This window comes from Paenibacillus sp. M-152 (genome assembly GCF_003856555.1).
Lineage (GTDB): Bacteria > Bacillota > Bacilli > Paenibacillales > Paenibacillaceae > Paenibacillus > Paenibacillus polymyxa_C.
This window is the reverse complement of record NZ_CP034141.1, coordinates 150,396-169,140: the sequence shown is the minus strand read 5'-3', so window position 1 is coordinate 169,140 and position 18,745 is coordinate 150,396. Positions and strand designations below refer to the sequence as shown.

Annotated in this window: 18 protein-coding genes; all 18 read right to left on the bottom strand. The window is 47.4% G+C overall.

From position 1 onward, the window contains the following. Positions 1 to 104: 104 nt before the first annotated feature. The 18 genes from cysK to EGM68_RS00710 all read right to left on the bottom strand — a co-directional run bounded on the left by cysK (position 105) and on the right by EGM68_RS00710 (position 18,525). Positions 105 to 1,043: a cysteine synthase A gene (cysK, locus tag EGM68_RS00795; RefSeq protein ID WP_016818901.1), complete on the bottom strand. Its 939-nt coding sequence runs from the start codon at positions 1,041 to 1,043 to the stop codon at positions 105 to 107. Positions 1,044 to 1,284: 241 nt separating this feature from the next. After that, entirely contained in the window at positions 1,285 to 2,235 is a 951-nt protein-coding gene (locus tag EGM68_RS00790; protein WP_129548503.1) for a peptidyl-prolyl cis-trans isomerase, read from the bottom strand. A gap of 20 nt (positions 2,236 to 2,255) precedes the next feature. Then, positions 2,256 to 3,140 carry an Hsp33 family molecular chaperone HslO gene (hslO, locus tag EGM68_RS00785; RefSeq protein WP_025674491.1) on the bottom strand — a complete coding sequence of 295 codons (885 nt, stop codon included), beginning with the start codon at positions 3,138 to 3,140 and terminating at the stop codon, positions 2,256 to 2,258. Positions 3,141 to 3,358: 218 nt separating this feature from the next. Next, positions 3,359 to 4,126: a type III pantothenate kinase gene (locus tag EGM68_RS00780; RefSeq protein WP_058710669.1), complete on the bottom strand. Its 768-nt coding sequence runs from the start codon at positions 4,124 to 4,126 to the stop codon at positions 3,359 to 3,361. Positions 4,127 to 4,132: 6 nt separating this feature from the next. Further along, complete coding sequence (gene nadC / locus EGM68_RS00775; RefSeq protein ID WP_013368696.1) at positions 4,133 to 5,023, bottom strand: carboxylating nicotinate-nucleotide diphosphorylase; 891 nt, start codon at positions 5,021 to 5,023, stop codon at positions 4,133 to 4,135. Next, positions 5,013 to 6,626, bottom strand: coding sequence for an L-aspartate oxidase (nadB, locus tag EGM68_RS00770; RefSeq protein ID WP_129548502.1), 1,614 nt, complete (start codon positions 6,624 to 6,626; stop codon positions 5,013 to 5,015). Before nadB ends, nadC begins: the two co-directional genes overlap by 11 nt. 280 nt (positions 6,627 to 6,906) lie before the next feature. Next, entirely contained in the window at positions 6,907 to 8,946 is a 2,040-nt protein-coding gene (gene ftsH / locus EGM68_RS00765; protein WP_013368694.1) for an ATP-dependent zinc metalloprotease FtsH, read from the bottom strand. A gap of 97 nt (positions 8,947 to 9,043) precedes the next feature. After that, positions 9,044 to 9,583 carry a hypoxanthine phosphoribosyltransferase gene (gene hpt / locus EGM68_RS00760; protein ID WP_013368693.1) on the bottom strand — a complete coding sequence of 180 codons (540 nt, stop codon included), beginning with the start codon at positions 9,581 to 9,583 and terminating at the stop codon, positions 9,044 to 9,046. A 47-nt stretch (positions 9,584 to 9,630) separates the two neighbouring features. Next, positions 9,631 to 11,079: a tRNA lysidine(34) synthetase TilS gene (tilS, locus tag EGM68_RS00755; protein ID WP_129548501.1), complete on the bottom strand. Its 1,449-nt coding sequence runs from the start codon at positions 11,077 to 11,079 to the stop codon at positions 9,631 to 9,633. A 66-nt stretch (positions 11,080 to 11,145) separates the two neighbouring features. Then, positions 11,146 to 12,084: a protein kinase domain-containing protein gene (locus EGM68_RS00750; RefSeq protein ID WP_129548500.1), complete on the bottom strand. Its 939-nt coding sequence runs from the start codon at positions 12,082 to 12,084 to the stop codon at positions 11,146 to 11,148. Further along, on the bottom strand, positions 12,068 to 12,817 hold the full coding sequence (locus tag EGM68_RS00745) for a vWA domain-containing protein (protein WP_129548499.1): 750 nt from the start codon (positions 12,815 to 12,817) through the stop codon (positions 12,068 to 12,070). Before EGM68_RS00745 ends, EGM68_RS00750 begins: the two co-directional genes overlap by 17 nt. Before the next feature lie 126 nt (positions 12,818 to 12,943). Then, a complete protein-coding gene (gene spoIIE / locus EGM68_RS00740; RefSeq protein ID WP_129548498.1) occupies positions 12,944 to 15,451 on the bottom strand; it encodes a stage II sporulation protein E in 2,508 nt (835 codons plus the stop codon). A gap of 506 nt (positions 15,452 to 15,957) precedes the next feature. After that, on the bottom strand, positions 15,958 to 16,473 hold the full coding sequence (locus EGM68_RS00735; RefSeq protein ID WP_013368688.1) for a S1 domain-containing RNA-binding protein: 516 nt from the start codon (positions 16,471 to 16,473) through the stop codon (positions 15,958 to 15,960). 123 nt (positions 16,474 to 16,596) lie between these two features. Next, positions 16,597 to 16,926, bottom strand: coding sequence for an FtsB family cell division protein (locus tag EGM68_RS00730; RefSeq protein WP_013368687.1), 330 nt, complete (start codon positions 16,924 to 16,926; stop codon positions 16,597 to 16,599). Between the two features lie 4 nt (positions 16,927 to 16,930). Then, positions 16,931 to 17,509, bottom strand: coding sequence for a spore cortex biosynthesis protein YabQ (gene yabQ, locus EGM68_RS00725; protein ID WP_058831394.1), 579 nt, complete (start codon positions 17,507 to 17,509; stop codon positions 16,931 to 16,933). After that, complete coding sequence (yabP, locus tag EGM68_RS00720; protein ID WP_013368685.1) at positions 17,506 to 17,790, bottom strand: sporulation protein YabP; 285 nt, start codon at positions 17,788 to 17,790, stop codon at positions 17,506 to 17,508. The genes yabQ and yabP overlap by 4 nt, the downstream gene beginning before the upstream one ends. Before the next feature lie 184 nt (positions 17,791 to 17,974). Beyond that, the gene (locus EGM68_RS00715; protein ID WP_014599342.1) at positions 17,975 to 18,253 is read right to left on the bottom strand and encodes an RNA-binding S4 domain-containing protein; all 279 of its coding nucleotides are present in this window, start codon (positions 18,251 to 18,253) and stop codon (positions 17,975 to 17,977) included. After that, the gene (locus tag EGM68_RS00710; protein ID WP_007428028.1) at positions 18,253 to 18,525 is read right to left on the bottom strand and encodes an HU family DNA-binding protein; all 273 of its coding nucleotides are present in this window, start codon (positions 18,523 to 18,525) and stop codon (positions 18,253 to 18,255) included. The genes EGM68_RS00715 and EGM68_RS00710 overlap by 1 nt, the downstream gene beginning before the upstream one ends. Positions 18,526 to 18,745 lie beyond the last annotated feature (220 nt).

Sequence of the window (18,745 nt, the reverse complement as noted above, 5' to 3'; positions counted from 1 at the left end):
ACTATGCCAAAAGTCTGCATTTTCTCCTACAAAGAAACCCTCATCCCCCCGGTTACAGGGAAATGAGGGTTTCCTTACGTATAGTATACACAATTACGACATAATTACAGCTCGAAATTGTATAGTGGTGTACTCAGGTAACGTTCGCCATTACTTGGAATAATGACAACAATCCGCTTACCCTTGCCCAATTGCTTAGCAAGCTTCAAGGCCGCATGAACAGCCGCGCCAGAAGAAATACCGGACAAAATGCCCTCTTCCTTGGCCACTCTACGCGCTACCTCGAAAGCTTCATCGTTTTCTACATGAAAAATTTCATCATAGATATCGCGATTTAGAATTTCAGGAATAAAGTTTGCACCCAGCCCTTGAATTTTGTGAGGTCCTGGCTTGCCGCCTGCTAGCAATGGAGAAGAAGCGGGCTCTACAGCGACGATTTTAATATCAGGGAATTCTTTTTTAAGCACTTCTCCAGCACCGGAAATGGTTCCACCAGTCCCTATACCTGCTATAAAAGCATCCAGCGTGCCGCCAATGGAGCGAATCGCTTCTACAATCTCAGGACCCGTCGTTTCACGGTGAATTTTGATATTGGCTTTGTTCTTGAACTGCTCGGCAGCGAAATAATCCGGGTTTTCGCTCAATAGCTCTTCCATTTTTTTAACAGATCCGTTCATACCCTCTGAGCCAGGTGTTAACACAAGTTCGGCTCCATAAGCACGCAACAAATTACGACGCTCTATACTCATCGTTTCTGGCATAACAATTACTGCTTTATATCCCTTCGCAGCAGCAACCATAGCCAGGCCGATTCCTGTGTTACCGCTAGTTGCTTCAATAATGGTACCGCCCGGCTTAAGCAGACCTTCACGCTCAGCTTCTTCCACCATACTAATCGCAATACGGTCTTTTACACTGGAGCCCGGGTTCTGATATTCGAGTTTCAAATAAATTTCGGCGCTATCTTCCGGTACGATCCGGTTGAGGCGAACGAGGGGAGTCTCCCCGATAAGGTCGGTGATGTTATTAACAACTTTAGCCATGATAATTCCTCCCTGACTGTAGATGATATATTAAAAATTGCGAAAACATATTGTAGATGATTCTAGGTAAATCTATCTTAGTTTTATGCCGTTCATTTAATTTCCGATAAAAATAGTTGGTTTTATACGCTAATCATAACAATCTTCAATTCCAATGTCAATACAAGTAAATAAGCCAATAGGCTGTTCTCCCGCGTTATCGGCACCGTATCTTCATCAAAAGCAAGATCCTTTCACTATGCTAAAGAGAAGCAGAGGGTGCCTCTCTCCCAGATAAAATACGAGCTCCATATTTATCACGCAGACTCTTTTCGACCTCGTCCAAAGGAGCGGCTTGTGCAAGCGCAAGAGAGCGGCGGATTTGCTGACGAATTTGCTGCTTATCGGGAGAATTCTTTAGTCTGACATCCTGTACATAAATGACCGCATAGCCATCATTAACAGAGATGGGACCTGCAACATCCCCGGAGCTTAGTTCTCTCGCCGCCTTCATGACTGCCTCTGGTTGAAATGGATCATATTCATCCAACCATCCCAACTGTCCGCTGTGATCCTCGCCAAGAGGGTTACCTGAGACTGAATGCTCCCGAAGCAGCATGTCGAAGCTTTCTCCTTGCTTGACCCGATCGAGCAACGTCTCTGCTTCCTCTGCTTTAGCCACATAAATAGCTGCCAGTTTGATCTGCTTACCAACGGCAAACTCTTCGGGGTGCTGTTCCCAATACTCGTCAATCTCCGTTTCCTCAACCTGAATACCTTGGGTGGCTATTTTCTCCAAGCCAATCCGGTACTCCGCTTCATTCCGCAAGTCAACCGGATTTAAGCCAAACTGTCGCTGCATTTCCTCAAAGTAGGCATGTTCTGAGTCGTACCCTTTACTATCCTGCTCCAGCACTTGCTGTAAATCCTCTTGGGTGATCTTAATACCGAGACGCTTGGCTTCAGCCTGCACGGCTTTACGATTCAACATTTGCAACAGCGTATTAGTTCCATATCGCTTTTTCAGTTCCGCTACCCACTGTTCTTCCGATATGCCTTCCTGACCCATCTCCGCCACAGTATGATCGCCGTCATCCTTGCTTACATCACCCGGCTTTAACAGCCCCCGAAGCATGATAAGACCACCTAAGGCGGCGACGCTAACGGTCAGAATAATGACAGCTGTCCATAATCCCTTTTCCCGTGTAGTCATCGCATGCACCGCCTATCCGGTTAGGCCTTGGCTTGATCTAACAGATTTTGCAATTCATCCTTATTAAACTGATAAGCCTCATTACAAAAGTGACACACGACCTCAGCCTGTCCTTCTTCCTCAATTAATTGCTTTAATTCACTTTCTCCCAGACTGATCAATGTTTTTTCCACGCGCTCGCGTGAGCACTCACATTGAAAATGGATATCCATTTCATCCAGAACTCGAACGTCCGGCAGCATCCAACGCAGCATTTCATCAAGCTCCAGCCCTTGATCCAGCAGAGCGGTAACGGGTGGAATTGAGCCAACTGCATTTTCGATAGCAGTAATCTCATCATCATTCAGACCTGGAAGCAACTGAATAATAAATCCACCGGCCACAATAACGGAGTTATCCGTATCTACCAGCACACCCAAACCCACCGCTGACGGAGTCTGTTCAGATTTGGCAAAATAATAGGTAAAGTCCTCACCGAGCTCACCGGAAATAATCGGGATACTACCGCGGTACGGTTCTTTTAACCCCAAATCCTTGATAATATGAATGAATCCCTCTGTACCTACGGCACCCGCTACATCCAGTTTGCCCATACTATTGCTCGGCAAATGCACGTGTGGTTCAGTAACATAACCCCGCACTTCTCCTACAGCATTGGCATCAACGACAATTTGCCCAATCGGTCCATCGCCTTTGACTTGAATGGTCAATCGTTCTTTGCCTTTTAGCATAGAACCCATAATTGCACCCGCTGTGAGGGTTCGTCCCAAAGCAGCGGTTGCCGTAGGATAAGTATCATGTCTTCTCCGCAACTCCTCTACTAATTGAGTTGTCCGAACTGCAAAAGCTCTGACCCTTCCATCCATGGCTGTGCCGCGAATAAGTCGATCCTGTTTATTTTCCATATTGATATCCTCCCCTATTATCCAAAGCAGCCATGCTGCTTATTTTCGTTAGTATTCCCTCATCCTTGAAGCATCATTTCCTACTATATAAACAACCTGCATCTACAGATCACGCGAATTGTTCAAAAACGTAACATATTTCAGTATAGACGAAAAACGCCGCTAATCCAAACCGATAAGATCATCGGATTGACTCAGCGGCAGCTTATATCCACTTTTTAGTCGGCGTTACGTTGGTAAATGATGCGTAATCCTTCGAGCGTCAACATCGGCAACACTTTCTGAATGCTCTCTGTCTCTGATGCGATTAGCTCTGCAAGACCTCCGGTGGCAATAACCGTGGGTTCCACCTGCATTTCTTCCTTAATGCGCCTCACAATGCCATCGACTTGTCCAGCATAACCGAAAATAATCCCGGCTTGCATGGCGTGGACTGTATTCCGACCAATAACCTTTTTGGGTTTTTCCAACTCAATACGAGGGAGCTTGGAAGCCCGTTGATACAGTGCCTCCGTCGAAATGCCGATACCGGGCACAATGACTCCACCCAGGTAGTTTCCCTTATCATCAATACAATCAAACGTGGTCGCTGTTCCAAAATCCACCACAACGAGAGGTCCACCGAATCGTTCTACAGCCGCAACAGCGTTCACGATCCGATCCGCGCCTACTTCACGCGGATTCTCGTAACGCAGATTAAGACCGGTCTTGATTCCCGGTCCGACGATTAACGGCGTTTTGCCTATATATTTATCGCACATTTCCTCTAATACACGGACCAATGGCGGAACGACAGAGGAAATAATAACTCCCTGAATGTCATCCTTTAATACGCCGCCCATACTAAAAAGATTATGTATGAGTACGCCGTATTCATCTGCGGTTGCCTGTCTGGAGGTGCTGATCCGGTAGTGATGCAACAGCTCGCGCCCTTCATAGATCCCCAGAACAATATTGGTATTACCTACATCCACTACAAGAATCAATGGGTGTCACCTATCTTTCTTAGCGTTAAGGTCAAGGCTGATATCCAGATTATGAAAAGAGTATGTCAGCCTGCCTACAGAAATCACATCTACGCCGCTCTCAGCCATCTCACGCACTGTATCCAGCGATACATTGCCTGAGGCTTCTGTCTTGACGTGTGGGGCCTGTTCACGAATGAAGCGAACGGCTTCCTTCATATCTGGGACGGACATGTTATCCAGCATAATAATATCCGCCCCAGCCTCCAGGGCTTCCCGGACTTGCGTCATGTTTTCCGTCTCTACTTCAATCGTCATTGTATGCGGTATGTGCGCGCGCGCTCGGCTCACCGCCTGTGCAATCCCACCCGCGCCCTTAATATGATTATCCTTAATCATAACAGCATCGTATAGACCAAAGCGATGATTCGAGCCGCCACCTACACGCACAGCATACTTCTCCAACAGTCGATGCCCTGGTGTTGTTTTACGTGTGTCCACCAAGCGCGTGGAAAGTCCGTGCAATTGATCTATAAAAGTTCGCGTCCGCGTTGCAATACCGGACATCCGCTGGAGTAAATTTAACGCCAATCGCTCCCCGGTCAAAATCGCATGAGTACTTCCACTCACTTCTGCCAAAACGCTCCCCTTTTCAATCCACTGACCATCGGTCACCAACGGAGTGAACGACAAGGAAGGGTCCACTACCCGAAATACAATTTCCGCCACAGGTAAACCCGCAATCACGCCGCTCTCCTTGGCATGAATGACAGCCTTGGATTGGTGGCCCGGCTCAATCGTCCAACGTGTGGTCACATCGCCAGAACCTGTATCTTCTCGCAGCCAGCTGCGAATTTGTGCCGTCAGTTCCTCCTGATATCCGCTAAACTCTCCATAAAGCTCGCTGTTAGATGTCATGAACGCTCTCCTCCGTTATGCCTTGCTCACGTCGCTGCTGAACATGCTTTCGCCACTTGCAATCATCTGTCTCAGGGAAGTCCTCACGATAGTGTGCCCCCCGACTCTCCTCACGCAGCAACGCACCATCTGCTACTAATAAAGCACAGGTGAGCAAATTGGCGAATTCGATCTCTTCCCGACTGGTGATCACAGCCTGAAAGGCAGTCACTAGCCCGCGCAGCTCTTCTAAAGCTGCTTGTAGCCCTTCACTATGCCGACGAACTCCAGCATAATGAACCATCGTTTCTTGCAGCTTATACCGCTGTTCCGCGACGGATGAAGCCTGAAACTCTGCACGGTTATCATTGTAAGATATCAAAGTATGGCCAACCAGCGGTGGCAATGAATGCAGCCGCTCGATAATCCTGCTGGCGAACACAATAGCTTCAGATAACGAATTGCTCGCCAGACGATTAGCGCCGTGAACACCTGTGGAAGAGGTCTCACCACAGGCGAACAAACGCCTAATGGAGCTTTCCCCGTATAGATTAGTCTGGATACCACCCATCATATAATGGGCAGCAGGAGCAATGGGAATCCTGCCTGTCGTCATATCCAAACCATATGACAGACACGTCCGATAAATCGTTGGAAAGCGTTGCTTTACCCGCTCAGGCGGCTCGTGTGTAATATCCAGGTATACAAACGTAGCCTGGGTGCGTTCCATCTCATGGATGATCGCACGAGCTACGATATCTCTGGGTGCAAGCTCCTGCCGGGAATCATACTTGTCCATGAAGCGTTCTCCATGAATGTTGCGTAACACGGCACCTTCTCCCCGCACGGCTTCAGAAATTAGAAACCTTGGAGCGCCCGGATGGCACAATGCCGTAGGATGAAACTGTACGAACTCCATATCCCGTACAACCGCCCCAGCACGATATGCCATAGCAATACCGTCCCCAGTTGCGATATCCGGGTTAGTTGTATAACGGTATAATTGCCCGCTACCTCCTGAACACAAAATGGTTGCATTGGCAGTGATATACGACCTTTCTCCATCTGGCATTTGGACGAGGGCCCCAATACACTCACCATGCTCAGTCAGCAGGTCAATGACCATACACTCTTCCCACACCTCGATACCGGGATGGGCAGCAACCTGCTGTGATAAGGCACGCACGATTTCATAACCGGTGGCATCTCCATTTGCATGCAAAATGCGACGATGACTATGCGCCCCTTCTCGGGTCAGCGCTAGTTCACCATCCACACGGTCAAAGGCTGTCCCCAATCGTATTAACTCTTTAATGCCATCTGGGCCTTCATGAACAAGCTTTCTGACCGCCTCGGGTTCACACAGACCTGCACCAGCAATCAGAGTATCTTGCATGTGATAAGCCGGTGTATCCTCGTCCGATGTGACAGCAGCAATGCCGCCTTGAGCATAACGTGTGTTGCTTTCCATTAAAGTTTTCTTGGTAATCAGCAACACTTTCCGATTCTCCGCAGCCTTAATCGCCGTATATAAGCCCGCAATGCCGGAGCCGATAATCAAGACGTCGGCTTCGTATTGGGTCAATTCCGCTACATCAAAATCAACTAGATATCTTGGAATCATGCCTTCACCTGATTTCACAGAAGAATAGCGCACACCATAGATTGTACAGTATGCGCTCACGGAATATGTTCAAAATGATAGTAAGTCGATTGCAACGACTGTTGGCCTTTTAAGCTAAAAAGGCGACAGCCGTTTATTTAACAATAAATGTACACAACGTTCCTTTGTCTGTCAAATCACGTTAGCAATAATCTTCCATATTTAAAAAAGCTCCGGAAAACCAATAGGATCTGGTTCCCCGAAGCTTACATATATGCTTATTCAACTATCCATCAGATGATCAGGTTGTTGTCGGTGGAGTACCACCGGAATTGCCTGAATTGTTATCATCCTCTGGCTTTTTCAGATTAGGGATATCGTTTGGTTGATCCGTTGTATTCTTAGGTTCGTCATCCTTACCTTGAATACGTACACGAACATCTCCGATATTATCGATCACAGGTTCACCGTTTTCTGGTGTTCCTTCTCCCTCATTCGTATTGCCGTCCAAAGAACCTGTCTCGATCAAACGTTTGATTTGTTCAAGTTCCAGGGTTTCTTCTTCCAGCAATGTTTGAGCGATCAAATGAACCTCTTTGGAATACTTCGTCAAGAGTTCTCTAGCACGCTCATAAGAGTCAGTGATGAAGCGATTCATCTCCTGGTCAATCTGATAAGCGATCTGATCACTGTAGTTCTGCTCATGACCGATATCGCGTCCAAGGAATACTTGACCTTGGGAAGTTCCAAACTGCATCGGGCCGAGCTTCTCACTCATACCATATTCTACGATCATACTACGCGCAATGCTTGTCGCTTGCTGGAAGTCACTATAAGCCCCTGTTCCGATCTCACCAATAAACAGCTCCTCGGAAACACGTCCACCCAGCAATCCAGTGATTTTGTCCAGCAATTCCTGCTTGGTTGTCAGCATGCGGTCTTCCTTCGGAAGCATGATGACATATCCGCCTGCACGTCCACGTGGAATAATAGTTACCTTGTGAACCATATCGGCATTCTCTAGGAAGTAACCGATAATCGTATGCCCTGCTTCATGATAAGCTACAATTCGTTTCTCGCGGTCACTGATTACGCGGCTGCGTTTTTCAGTACCTACGATAACGCGGTCGATCGCTTCATCTACTTCTCGCATCGAAATATCTCTGCGGTTGCGACGAGCCGCCAGCAAGGCAGCTTCGTTCAACAGGTTTTCCAGATCAGCGCCCGTAAAGCCTGTTGTACGTTTCGCAATGACGTCCAATTTAACATCCTTCGTTAATGGTTTGTTGCGTGCATGTACATGCAATACTGCTTCGCGACCTTTAACATCTGGACGGTCAACCGTAATTTGACGGTCAAAACGACCTGGACGAAGCAAGGCCGGATCTAGAATATCCGGACGGTTAGTAGCAGCAACGATAATGATGCCTTCGTTTGCGCCGAATCCATCCATCTCTACGAGCAATTGGTTGAGCGTTTGCTCACGTTCATCATGTCCGCCACCCAATCCGGCGCCACGTTGACGTCCAACGGCATCAATTTCATCAATGAAAATGATACAAGGTGCGTTCTTCTTCGCATTCTCGAACAAGTCACGAACACGGGAAGCACCGACCCCGACGAACATTTCTACAAAATCAGAACCCGAGATACTGAAAAACGGCACTCCGGCCTCACCTGCAACAGCTCTCGCCAAGAGTGTTTTACCCGTACCTGGAGGGCCTACTAACAAAACCCCTTTTGGAATACGAGCACCCACAGCTGCGAACTTGCGTGGGTCCTTCAAGAATTCTACGACTTCGACAAGCTCCTGTTTCTCTTCGTCAGCCCCTGCTACGTCTTCGAAGGTAACTTTCTTCTTCTCTTCGTTATACAGACGGGCTTTGCTCTTGCCGAAGTTCATTACTTTGCCGCCACCGCCCTGTGCCTGATTAAACAGGAAGAAGAACAACAGGAACATGATCACCAAAGGAATGATAGAAGTCAAAAATGTCAGCCAAATACTTTCGCCTTCCATTTTCTTCTGCACGTATTCAAACCCGTTCGTTTCGCTGGCATTCACCAGTTCACTTAGTGCTTGATCCGTTGGCGGAACGTATACGGAAAAATTGGTTGATTTAGCATTAGCCGGCTGCTTCTTATATGCACCGGTTACAAGATAGGCGTAACCGTCAAATTGGACCGTTACTTTAGAGATGTTATTAGCTTTAACCTCTTGCCGTAATTGGTCATATCTAGGGAGATCGGAGGCTTCGTTACTGTTGCTAACAAACTGAACGATACCCACCACAACTAAAAAAAGAATCAAATAAAAACCAGAATTCCGGATGAACCGATTCATCCCCTACCTCCTCTCGAGACACTTAAGTTATTTTACCATAGCCTGTAAGCCCTTCTCAACAAAGGACCCTATTTAGTCCTAGGACTGGAGGCTGAGATTAGCTGGTGTAGATTTCCGGCTTCAAAATCCCTATGTATGGGAGGTTCCGGTAATGCTCGGCATAGTCCAGACCATAGCCGACAACAAACGCATCCGGAAGTGTAAATCCGGTGTAATCAGCTTCAAGATTAACGGTCCGGCGTGCAGGCTTGTCGAACAAAGTTACGACACATACCGAATTGGCATTACGATTCTTAAGCAATTCAATCAAATGTGTCAGCGTCAGACCACTGTCGATAATATCTTCGACAATCAGAACATCGCGTCCTTCCACTGAAGCGTCCAAATCTTTGATGATTTTAACAACGCCCGATGATTTGGTGGATACTCCATAACTAGATACAGCCATGAAATCAAGTTCCAACGGCACTGTAATGGATTTAACCAAATCTGCCATAAAGATAAACGCACCTTTCAGCACGCAAATCACCAATGGATTTTTTCCTTCATATTTCACGCTGAGCTGTGCGCCCAATTCCTTGATTTTACTCTGAATCTCTTCTTCACTGATCAATACTTCCTGAATATCATTTTGCAACGGTGTAAACCTCCTAAGTTTATACTATGAAAGCCGTTCCTGCGCAATTACTGGTGCCCCGGACTCTCTCGTCTTTGCCATGACATATATATAACCGAAGACGTGTGCTTTTGCACCGCAGCATGTACAGAACGTCGTACGCCCGGAATCCAGAGAACAACTCCAGAGTGGTCGCAGACGATAGGAATAACGGAACGCATTAAAGGAGGTATTTTTTCATCAATAAAAATATCTTTAACCTTTTTTCTTCCGTTTAATCCCATTACATACATGGTATCTCCAGGTAATCGCGAACGTACAGTCAACGGCAAAGTCAATTCGTCTGCGTCGAACCATGCTTCTTCCTCATTCGCCGGATGGTGTCCATCCCAATAGGAAGCTCTTCGCCACCGGAGTATACCACCCGCTTCAGGCAACTCAAGCTCACCGGAAATAGGCAATACGCTCAGTCCATAGCTCCATTCACCCATAACGACTTGCGTACGGTCAAACAAAACCGCCTGGTCATATTCGCGGACTCCAACCGCACCGCCGCCCAAGTCCAAGCTCCATGTAGAGGATGTCTCTTGGAGAAGTCTTAGTCGAACGGTCTCAATTTTACGAAAATCAAAATTTTCACTGCCCGAAGGCAGATAATTTAATATTAGTTTAATCAACCTCCGTTGTAAAGCAACGGATAGCTTACGATATGAAGCGATGGAAAACATATACCTGCCATTATTGAAGTGCACCATTTTCTCATATGCTGACAGTGTAGCTGCCTCCATAAAATCATTTTCGTCAGCCATCGTTTCGGCCAGCCGATTCAGGGACGGTGTCAGTTGCTCATTATATTGCCCCAAAAAAGGGAGCACATCCATGCGGATAGCATTACGACGGTATTTAGACGATAAATTAGTGCTGTCTGTCACATAGGAAAGACCATGAAAGTTGCAATACGCAATCAAGTCAGCCTTGTACATACGAAGTAGCGGGCGAATGAGTTGCACATTTTTTTCATTGCGTGCCAAACGCATACCCGCCAAACCCGCCGGTCCGCTACCGCGCAGCAAGTGCAAGAGAACTGTTTCCGCTTGATCATCGCCATGGTGAGCCATAGCAATATGCTGTGCCTCCCACTTCGTAGCCGTATCATGTAGAAAGCTGTACCGTAGCTCACGGGCGGCTTCCTGTGGACCCTTACCGCTCTCCTTCATATAAGCGGGTGCATCCACCCGAATCATTTCAAATGGAAGCTTGAGCTTTCGGGCAATATTGTGTACCTCTTCAGCCTCCGCATCCGATTCCTCTGGCCTGAAGCCATGATGAACATGAGCGCAGACGAGTTGTAATGGCATATGTATAACGGATATTTCATGTAAAATGTGCAAAAGGGCCACCGAATCCGGTCCACCGGATACAGCAACCACAATGCGGTCTCCGGGGCTCCACAGTGAATGTTCTCGCGCCAAAGCGAGTACTTCCTGTACAACACCGGTCGGTTTTTTTGTTCCCATTCACGACCCTCTTTTCTCCCGACCGTAAAAATGATGATCCTTTGTTATCTTATGTAAGTCATGCTGCTACCTTAACGCAATCCAGAGCGCTCCGGCAAGCAGCAAAAGCGATACCGTAAAAGCATATCCCAGCCAGCGTGGATTTCCCCTTTTGACAGGTGATTGCCTGACATGTGCGGAAGCCAGACGCGACCAAGCTCGGGCCGCTGCACGAGTATCGGAATATTCTCCACGCACTGCACCCAGCAGCCATTCGGCGTAGGGGCGCAATATACGGCTGCGACGAATGATGACTGTCAATTCTGCCGTATTACGTAGCTGTGGTAGCCTGCTCGCAGCTACCTTTAACGATTCGCTCTCTAATATATGAATCGTTAGAAGAGCAAAGGCAAACAGGTCATACTGGGGATCAGCATTTCGGCTACCAGCATTCCAGAATCCCCTGTCGTACCATTCTGTAAATTGTTTAACACTCCGACCTGCAAGGGACACCCCGCCATAATCAATCAACTCAGCCTCTCCATAGGCATTGACCAATATATTTTGAGGCTTCAGGTCGCCAAACACCCATCCTGCCTGATGGAGATCGGCCAAACGATTCAGTATGCCGGTTCCAGCCACACCATACCACTCAGACCCTTTGGCTGCCACAAATTTATGAAGCGGATCTCCTTTGACGTATCGCATAACATAAAAGGGGATCTCCCCACTACGTAACACTACATCATCCACCTCAAACAAGAAGGAAGGATTTCCATTACGCTGGAGAGCAGCCTGAGTCCCTTGAGACTGTAATGTGGTCAGCACATTAATCTCCGATTGCAGATCAAGCGTGTTTTTTCCCATTTTGAGAGCAAATTGCCGATCGGCCTGTGCTTCTTTTACCAAATATACAGTTCCGTTCGCTCCCCGGCCCAGCAAGCGCTGGATGACATAGCTACTCCGCTTCCACTTGCCCTTGATGACCGTTCCGGGTGCAAGAACGGGATCAGACGACGTAGTCACCGAGCATCCCTTCTCCTTTGCTATAGGATTCTTCCAGATCTTTCTGTTCCCCTAGTGTAACATATCGGTAATAATCAATCACTTGTAAAATGGCCGGTCCTGTCGGTGTCGCTCCTTTCATCCGTAAGCGTCCGAATATCGATTTGATCTGGTCAAGCTCAGAGGTCCACCCGATATCCATGACTGCGTCTTCTCCCATTCGTCCGCCCGGGAAATGAAATACAGATATACGGCTGAGTCCGCTTCTGGACTGTAAGCTGAGCAGCAAATCGCGGATACTGTCCTCTACAGCAGGTAGCTTGGGCTTCATGCTTGCACTTGCATCAATGAGTAAAGCAATTTCCAGAGGGCTTGTTTCTGTCAATTCATCCATTACCTCAACTACCTGGGCTCGTTTGGCCGGAGGCAGTTCACCGATATGCCGGGCACCGCCCTCACCCAAAATGTGCGTTAACTCTCTATTAACCGCCTGCTGAATCGTTTGAACCACTGTTTTGCGCGTCATCATTTGCATGGTTTGCGCCAACTGCTTCGTACCGACGATTTGGCTAAACCCTCGCCCTGCTTTAGCAATTTCCTGAATCTCTGCGCTCCCAAGCTCGCCGATGGTTCCGTAGTCTATGACTCCAGCGACGTTCACTGTAATTCCCTCCCGTAAAGCTTGGGCAGCCGCCATAACCGGGCTAACACCTACGTTAGAGCATCCATCTGTAATGATCAAAATTTGCTTCATCGCTTTTTGACCTCCGCTTCCTCTTAATCTATTCCGATAGATTCTATCTTTGCCTAATCCGGAACGATTCAAACGAAGGAGGCGGATTTTTAAAAATGTATAAGGAATTTCCCGGGCAATGTCAGTCTAGCTCACCGTCCGTGGACGTTCTAACCACCTCATGCCGGGTACATGGAGAGTTGCCCACTCTGGGTGAAAATGATCTATTTTACTAACAACTACAGTCATATCATCATAGATTTGATTTTGTTGGTATCGTATAACCCGTTCTAGCAAACAGTCAGCCAGTTGCTGTGGATCTTCACTTTCAATTTCCTGAATCATGCGTTTCATCCATATCTCTTTATTGACTGCATAACCCGGTGAATCGTATATACCGTCTGTAATCATGATGAGAATATCCCCCGGCTGGAGTTGCAGTGACACCAAATCAACCTCGATATCCTGTATAATGCCAATCGGTAAATTGCTGGCAGATACGGGAATAACCTCCTCCCCTCTTTTAATAAAGCTCGGTGTAGATCCAATCTTCATAAAGGTTGTCCGGGCCGTATACTGATCAATCAGCGCCATATCCACCGTAGCATACATTTCCTCAGGTGATCGGAGCATCAGGACAGAGTTAACCGACTTGATCGCCAATTTTTCGTCCATACCCGATTGCAGTAGTTCTTCCAAAATGTTAAGTGCTGCACTGCTCTCTTGCTGCGCACGCTCTCCGTTTCCCATACCATCGCTTAAAGAGACTGCGAAAGTCCCATTCCCTAGCTCCATCATGCTGTAGCTGTCTCCTGAGAAGAAATCGCCTCCTTTGGCGGCACTAGCTACTCCTGTAGCAATCTCATATGTTTTGGCAGAGCCGAACATGACTGTAGCCAAGCCTTGGCGGCGATCTGCCGCCGTTTCGCGCATGACAGCTATATGCTCGTCTAGTATGTCCGACAGCAGTGGAGCAATGATTTTCCGACATTCATCAAATCCCCTTGTATAGGCGTGGACAATCTCAATTTCAACCTGGCCTGCATCCAGGCTAATAATTTCGATGGATTGGATGGACAAGCCCAGTCTATCAAGAGCCTCTCGGATTTGCTCTTCCTGCCGATGCATGGTCTGCCCTTCCCGCTGAATTTCCCGCGCTAAATCCTCCATAATTTGCGATACACCTGATAGCTGGTCAGCAACAAGCTGGCGACTATCGTATACTTGGCGCTTCCACTGCATATTATGTTGGTAGAGACTATACTGCTGTTTCATTACCTGCAAGACAGCGCCCGTTTTGGCACATGCCTTGCTCCATTGCGGCGGCATTTGCTCTGGCTCCAAATCAGGATTGTCCTCAATGGCACTCATCATTTCCGTCATATACTGATGGGTTTGCATAAACTTGCCGTCCCAACACTGCTCGCACTTAAAGCAAGAGGCACATGTTCCTTCCGCCACCGCATTCATAAAGTGTTCGATTTCTCCGTCCGGTTTTGCCCCCTCACTCGCAGATATTTGATGAAAGCTGCGGGATAGCTGGCTGAATACACGGGAAAATTTCGTCACCCGCTCGGCGGTGAGATCACGAACCCTTTTGGCATATTCATGCTGTGACTTGGCGTGATCCTGCGTACCCGGGACATAGGTAGAAACCGCTTTAAAGAAACTTTTTGGAGTCATTAAAAATAATAGGATTGCCGCGCAGCTCTCCCAGGTTGATGTCAGCACGTCCCCAGTCCCATCCAAATAGATCGTCAGAATGGAAGAGCCCAGCAGCATGCCAAGTGCCACTGCACCTTTTCTCCCTTCACGCAGCATTCCTGCCAGCAAACCTGCAAAAGCAAGTAGACTCATCTGCACAATTGCAGACATATTGGCTAGGCTCAAAATTAAACCGGTAATCACACCGACCGAAGCACCCAGGGAAGCACCTCCCACCAAAGCAAACACCAAGACCAAGTATCGTGAAAGTACATGATCGACAGACAGTGAATGAACGGTCCATCCTACTGCTCCCGTCATCACAGAGGCTAATAGAATAATAAGACACAAAATTTCTTCATTTTTGAGCTGGCTTGCCTTCTTGCGGTACGTAAACAGCGGTATGGCCTGGGTGAACACCAATGTAAGCATAAAACTGAGTACCGCATCCGTTCCCACAATGACAAGCTCATACCATGTAAAAGCTGGAGTCATCACGGCGTTAAATAAATTGACCATAAACACAGACAAGAAGACCATAAGCGGGGCATAGGATAATTCCAGACGATCGAAGGTGCGTAGCCCGCGATACAGGAGATAAAATACGATTAACTCACCACCAATCATGAATAACGATGGGTAAGGAGCTAACAGGCTGCCTAGCACAACGGATACAGCTACAGGCAGCATCAGATCACGCCGAAGGAACGTAATGACCGCAAAATAAGCGAGGGCAAAAGGAGAAAGCTCGTCCAAAATAGTGGCGCGTCCCAATAAAACTCCCATAGCTGACAATAGCAGCATCCATCTTTGCGCGGTTACCCATTGCACTACTTTATGTGAATTGAGCCGTTTCTTGAGTCTGGAAGGCCAACCTTCCGTACGCTCTTTGGATTTGGACTTTCTAGATTTTAACCCCGGAAAATGTACCACGTTCCATTTCTCCATCATGCGTCAGGCACCCCATTCATCAATTTGATGTTCCCATCTTAAACCGGAACGATTGAGAAAGTTTGTCAGAACCTCACGTCTTATTCCAAGAAATTTCCGACAAAAAAACGTGCCGCGCGAAAGGACAGAGCATTCCCCTGTACTTCAAGCTACGCCCGTATGGAAGCAGATGGAAGTTGTCTCTCTCTACGCTTTGGGCGACCTCTCTATGTCAGTCATCCTGATACCAAATCTAGCGATTTGCACAGAAGATAGACGGAAAACCGTTGGAGTTTGTCGGACGATTATGTCCACACGACAAAAAAAACATCCAACATTTCAGTAGATGCTTCTTCTCTTCTTCATAAAACTACTAATCTTAAAAATGTGCCCGTACAACTCCACCCAAATGTATTGCCTGTAGCTACGGCTTGTCGCATCTCTTGTCGGTAGAACGCAAAAAAAACCGTAGCAGTCTTTCGACTGTACGGTTTTCCGTGTATGGTTGATACGGTTGTCAAAGTGAATTAAACACGCTTCGCGCCGCGTCCTCCGCGTTTACCTTCGGTGTTCTTTTTCAGCGACGAAATGCGTTCCTCACTATCTTTCAGGAAGCGTGACATTTTATCCTCAAATGAAGGTTTACCCGGTGCAGGCTTGAAAGAACGGCCTCCACGATCGCGGTTGAAACCACCACCGCGTCCCTGACTTGGACCTGAACCTCCGCCGCCAAAACGGTCTCCTCCGCCTGGTCCTCCTGTACGCTCCGGTCTTGGAGCTCTTGGGGGACGGGCTTCACTTGCCGGCTTATCAATCGTTTGCTTAATGGAAAGTCCGATTTTGCCATCTTTGTCAACATTAATGACTTTCACCGTCACAACATCATTAATCTTCAGGTGGTCGTTAACATCCTTAACATAATTATCGGCGATTTCCGAGATGTGAACGAGACCCGTGACACCTCCAGACAAATCCACAAATGCTCCAAAATGCGTGATGCCTGTCACTTTGCCCTCTAACTTGGTGCCCACTTCAATTGCCATAGAATAAAATGATCCTCCCTTAAAATATACAACCGATTTTTTTGCAAAAAAATCCCGCTGTGGTGATTTGATTATACAAAATGGCGGAACCAAGGTCAACTAAGCATTGGCCCGATAATGATTCTATTTTTGATCTCCGATAATTGGCGTCTCTTCCGGTTTGTAAAGACCGTACTTGCTTCTAGCAATTTCTCCAATGTACTCAGGGTCCTTGAGACGATTCACTTCGGTTTGAAGCTGTTGTTCCGTTTGTGTAGCAGCTTGCTTCTGTTTTTCCTTCTGGGTGAGCTGTTCACTTCGATCGGCCATGATCATGCCTTGAGAAAAAAAGGTGAATATGGCCCAACTACCAAAGGCGGCAAGCGATAGCAACCAAATCATGATTCGCCTGCGCCCGCCCGCATTGGACTTGGACGTAGGAGATGAATGGCGATCTACAGACGAATTACGCATGATACTACCCCCTTCCAAACCATCTTTTTGCTGTATTTTTCAGTCTGATACCCAGCTTTACGAGCGGATCTGGCGTCTTCCAACGCGCTATAAGCGGACGGATCGACCAAAGAATCGGCTTCCAAACCGGCATCAGGATGTATATCAGCATCCTTCCTAGGAACACAATAAGTGCCCATGTCCATCCGACCAGCTTGCGTAACAGCCGATACAGCGCTAACACCGGAAGAACAATCAGGATGCGCAGTATGCTGTTCACGATCAACGTCAGTCTGCGAACGATCTCTATTAACATTACCACAAAACGTTGGGTTGTAACACTAAAGGCCCAAAAATAGAGCCAAACCCCCAAAAGTAGTCCTAAAAAGACATAAAACCGCAGCTCACCGCGATTACTCGCGTACAGCACACGGAAAATAAACAAAGCCGAGGCCACCCAATACAGCACGTCCAACAAATGAACACTCCAACGGGCAAAATGAAAGCGGATTGACAGCACCCGGTAGCTGTCAAATACCACTCCCATGGTTATGCCCGACAATAGCATCCACGTCAATGTCAGCCATTGTGTGTAAGGGTTCATTTGAAGAGCTTGCCGAATAGGCTTTTTCCGTTTTTGGCCGGGGCCCCAGGCTCCAGGTAGACGAGGGAAGTAATCAGACCTTCAATGGACAGTAGCCCCTCTTCCAGACTGAGGTTTTTGATATGTAAATGTTGTCCGCGAATGGTGAGATGGCCCAGCTCGGTCTGAAGCAAAAACTCTTCACTGTCAAAGCTCTCCACATTGCTGACGCCTGAAATGTCGAGCTGCTTGCGGCTTTGCATGCGCAGATCATGGTGCTTGGACTTCCCTTGTTCAATCATGGCATGTACCCCTCCTTCTGTTCTTAGCTTATGAAGGGGTGGGCATGATTTAGAACCGCTTTGGCTATTCACGAGCATATATTAGACAATTAGACAAAAGCTCCTCATATAAAAAAAAGCATTCCTTCATACAATATGAAGGAATGCTTCTATGTACAACGTTATGAGAAAATCAGATGTCTGCTTACCAGTTCAAACCGTTGTCCCTGGCAATAGGCTCTTCCTTTACCAAAGTGTACATACTTGCAGCCTCGTCCTTGCGTGTAGTGTCGGCGAGCCGTTCCACTCGCACGGTCACCAGCTTCTGGCCAAATTGGACGGTAATTTCATCGCCTACTTTGACCGCACTGCTCGGCTTGGCTTCGCGTCCATTCACCACGACTCTCCCTTGTTCAGAGACGTCCTTAGCTACTGTACGACGCTTAATCAGCCGCGAGACTTTCAAGAATTTATCAAGACGCATTAGTTAACGGCTTCTTTAAGCTTATTACCAGCCTTAAAAGCAGGAACGGTCGATTCTGGAATTTCAATCGTGTTGCCGGTTTGTGGATTGCGACCTGTACGGCTGGAACGTTTGCGCGTTTCGAAAGTACCAAAGCCGATCAGTTGTACTTTGTCACCACTAGCAAGTGCATCTGTAATTTCACCAAGAACGCCATTCAATACAGCTTCAACGTCACGTTTGCTCAAACCGCTTTTGCTGGAAATATTGTTGATCAGATCTGTCTTGTTCATAAGATAAAAGCCTCCTAAATGTCAAAAAATAATCATCACGCTACATGTCCTTAAATGGAGCATACGTGAGGTCCAACTGTGGCCGAAGCCCTTCCTGAATACCACTGTAACATGTTCAACTATTAGCTACAGTTATTTTCAGAATTACTACAAGTTATTCTGGCTTGTCCTTAAAAATCCTGCAATGACAGGCGTTTTTTTATTCGACCCCAGTTAAGCC

Bases quoted from the DNA above. Each gene is read 5' to 3' on its own strand.
- cysK (WP_016818901.1), bottom strand. From the start codon at position 1,043: ATGGCTAAAGTTGTTAATAACATCACCGACCTTATCGGGGAGACTCCC.
- EGM68_RS00790 (WP_129548503.1), bottom strand. From the start codon at position 2,235: ATGACTACACGGGAAAAGGGATTATGGACAGCTGTCATTATTCTGACC.
- hslO (WP_025674491.1), bottom strand. From the start codon at position 3,140: ATGGAAAATAAACAGGATCGACTTATTCGCGGCACAGCCATGGATGGA.
- nadC (WP_013368696.1), bottom strand. From the start codon at position 5,023: ATGACATCTAACAGCGAGCTTTATGGAGAGTTTAGCGGATATCAGGAG.
- nadB (WP_129548502.1), bottom strand. From the start codon at position 6,626: ATGATTCCAAGATATCTAGTTGATTTTGATGTAGCGGAATTGACCCAA.
- ftsH (WP_013368694.1), bottom strand. From the start codon at position 8,946: ATGAATCGGTTCATCCGGAATTCTGGTTTTTATTTGATTCTTTTTTTA.
- tilS (WP_129548501.1), bottom strand. From the start codon at position 11,079: ATGGGAACAAAAAAACCGACCGGTGTTGTACAGGAAGTACTCGCTTTG.
- EGM68_RS00745 (WP_129548499.1), bottom strand. From the start codon at position 12,817: ATGAAGCAAATTTTGATCATTACAGATGGATGCTCTAACGTAGGTGTT.
- spoIIE (WP_129548498.1), bottom strand. From the start codon at position 15,451: ATGATGGAGAAATGGAACGTGGTACATTTTCCGGGGTTAAAATCTAGA.
- EGM68_RS00735 (WP_013368688.1), bottom strand. From the start codon at position 16,473: ATGGCAATTGAAGTGGGCACCAAGTTAGAGGGCAAAGTGACAGGCATC.
- EGM68_RS00730 (WP_013368687.1), bottom strand. From the start codon at position 16,926: ATGCGTAATTCGTCTGTAGATCGCCATTCATCTCCTACGTCCAAGTCC.
- yabQ (WP_058831394.1), bottom strand. From the start codon at position 17,509: ATGAACCCTTACACACAATGGCTGACATTGACGTGGATGCTATTGTCG.
- yabP (WP_013368685.1), bottom strand. From the start codon at position 17,790: ATGATTGAACAAGGGAAGTCCAAGCACCATGATCTGCGCATGCAAAGC.
- EGM68_RS00715 (WP_014599342.1), bottom strand. From the start codon at position 18,253: ATGCGTCTTGATAAATTCTTGAAAGTCTCGCGGCTGATTAAGCGTCGT.
- EGM68_RS00710 (WP_007428028.1), bottom strand. From the start codon at position 18,525: ATGAACAAGACAGATCTGATCAACAATATTTCCAGCAAAAGCGGTTTG.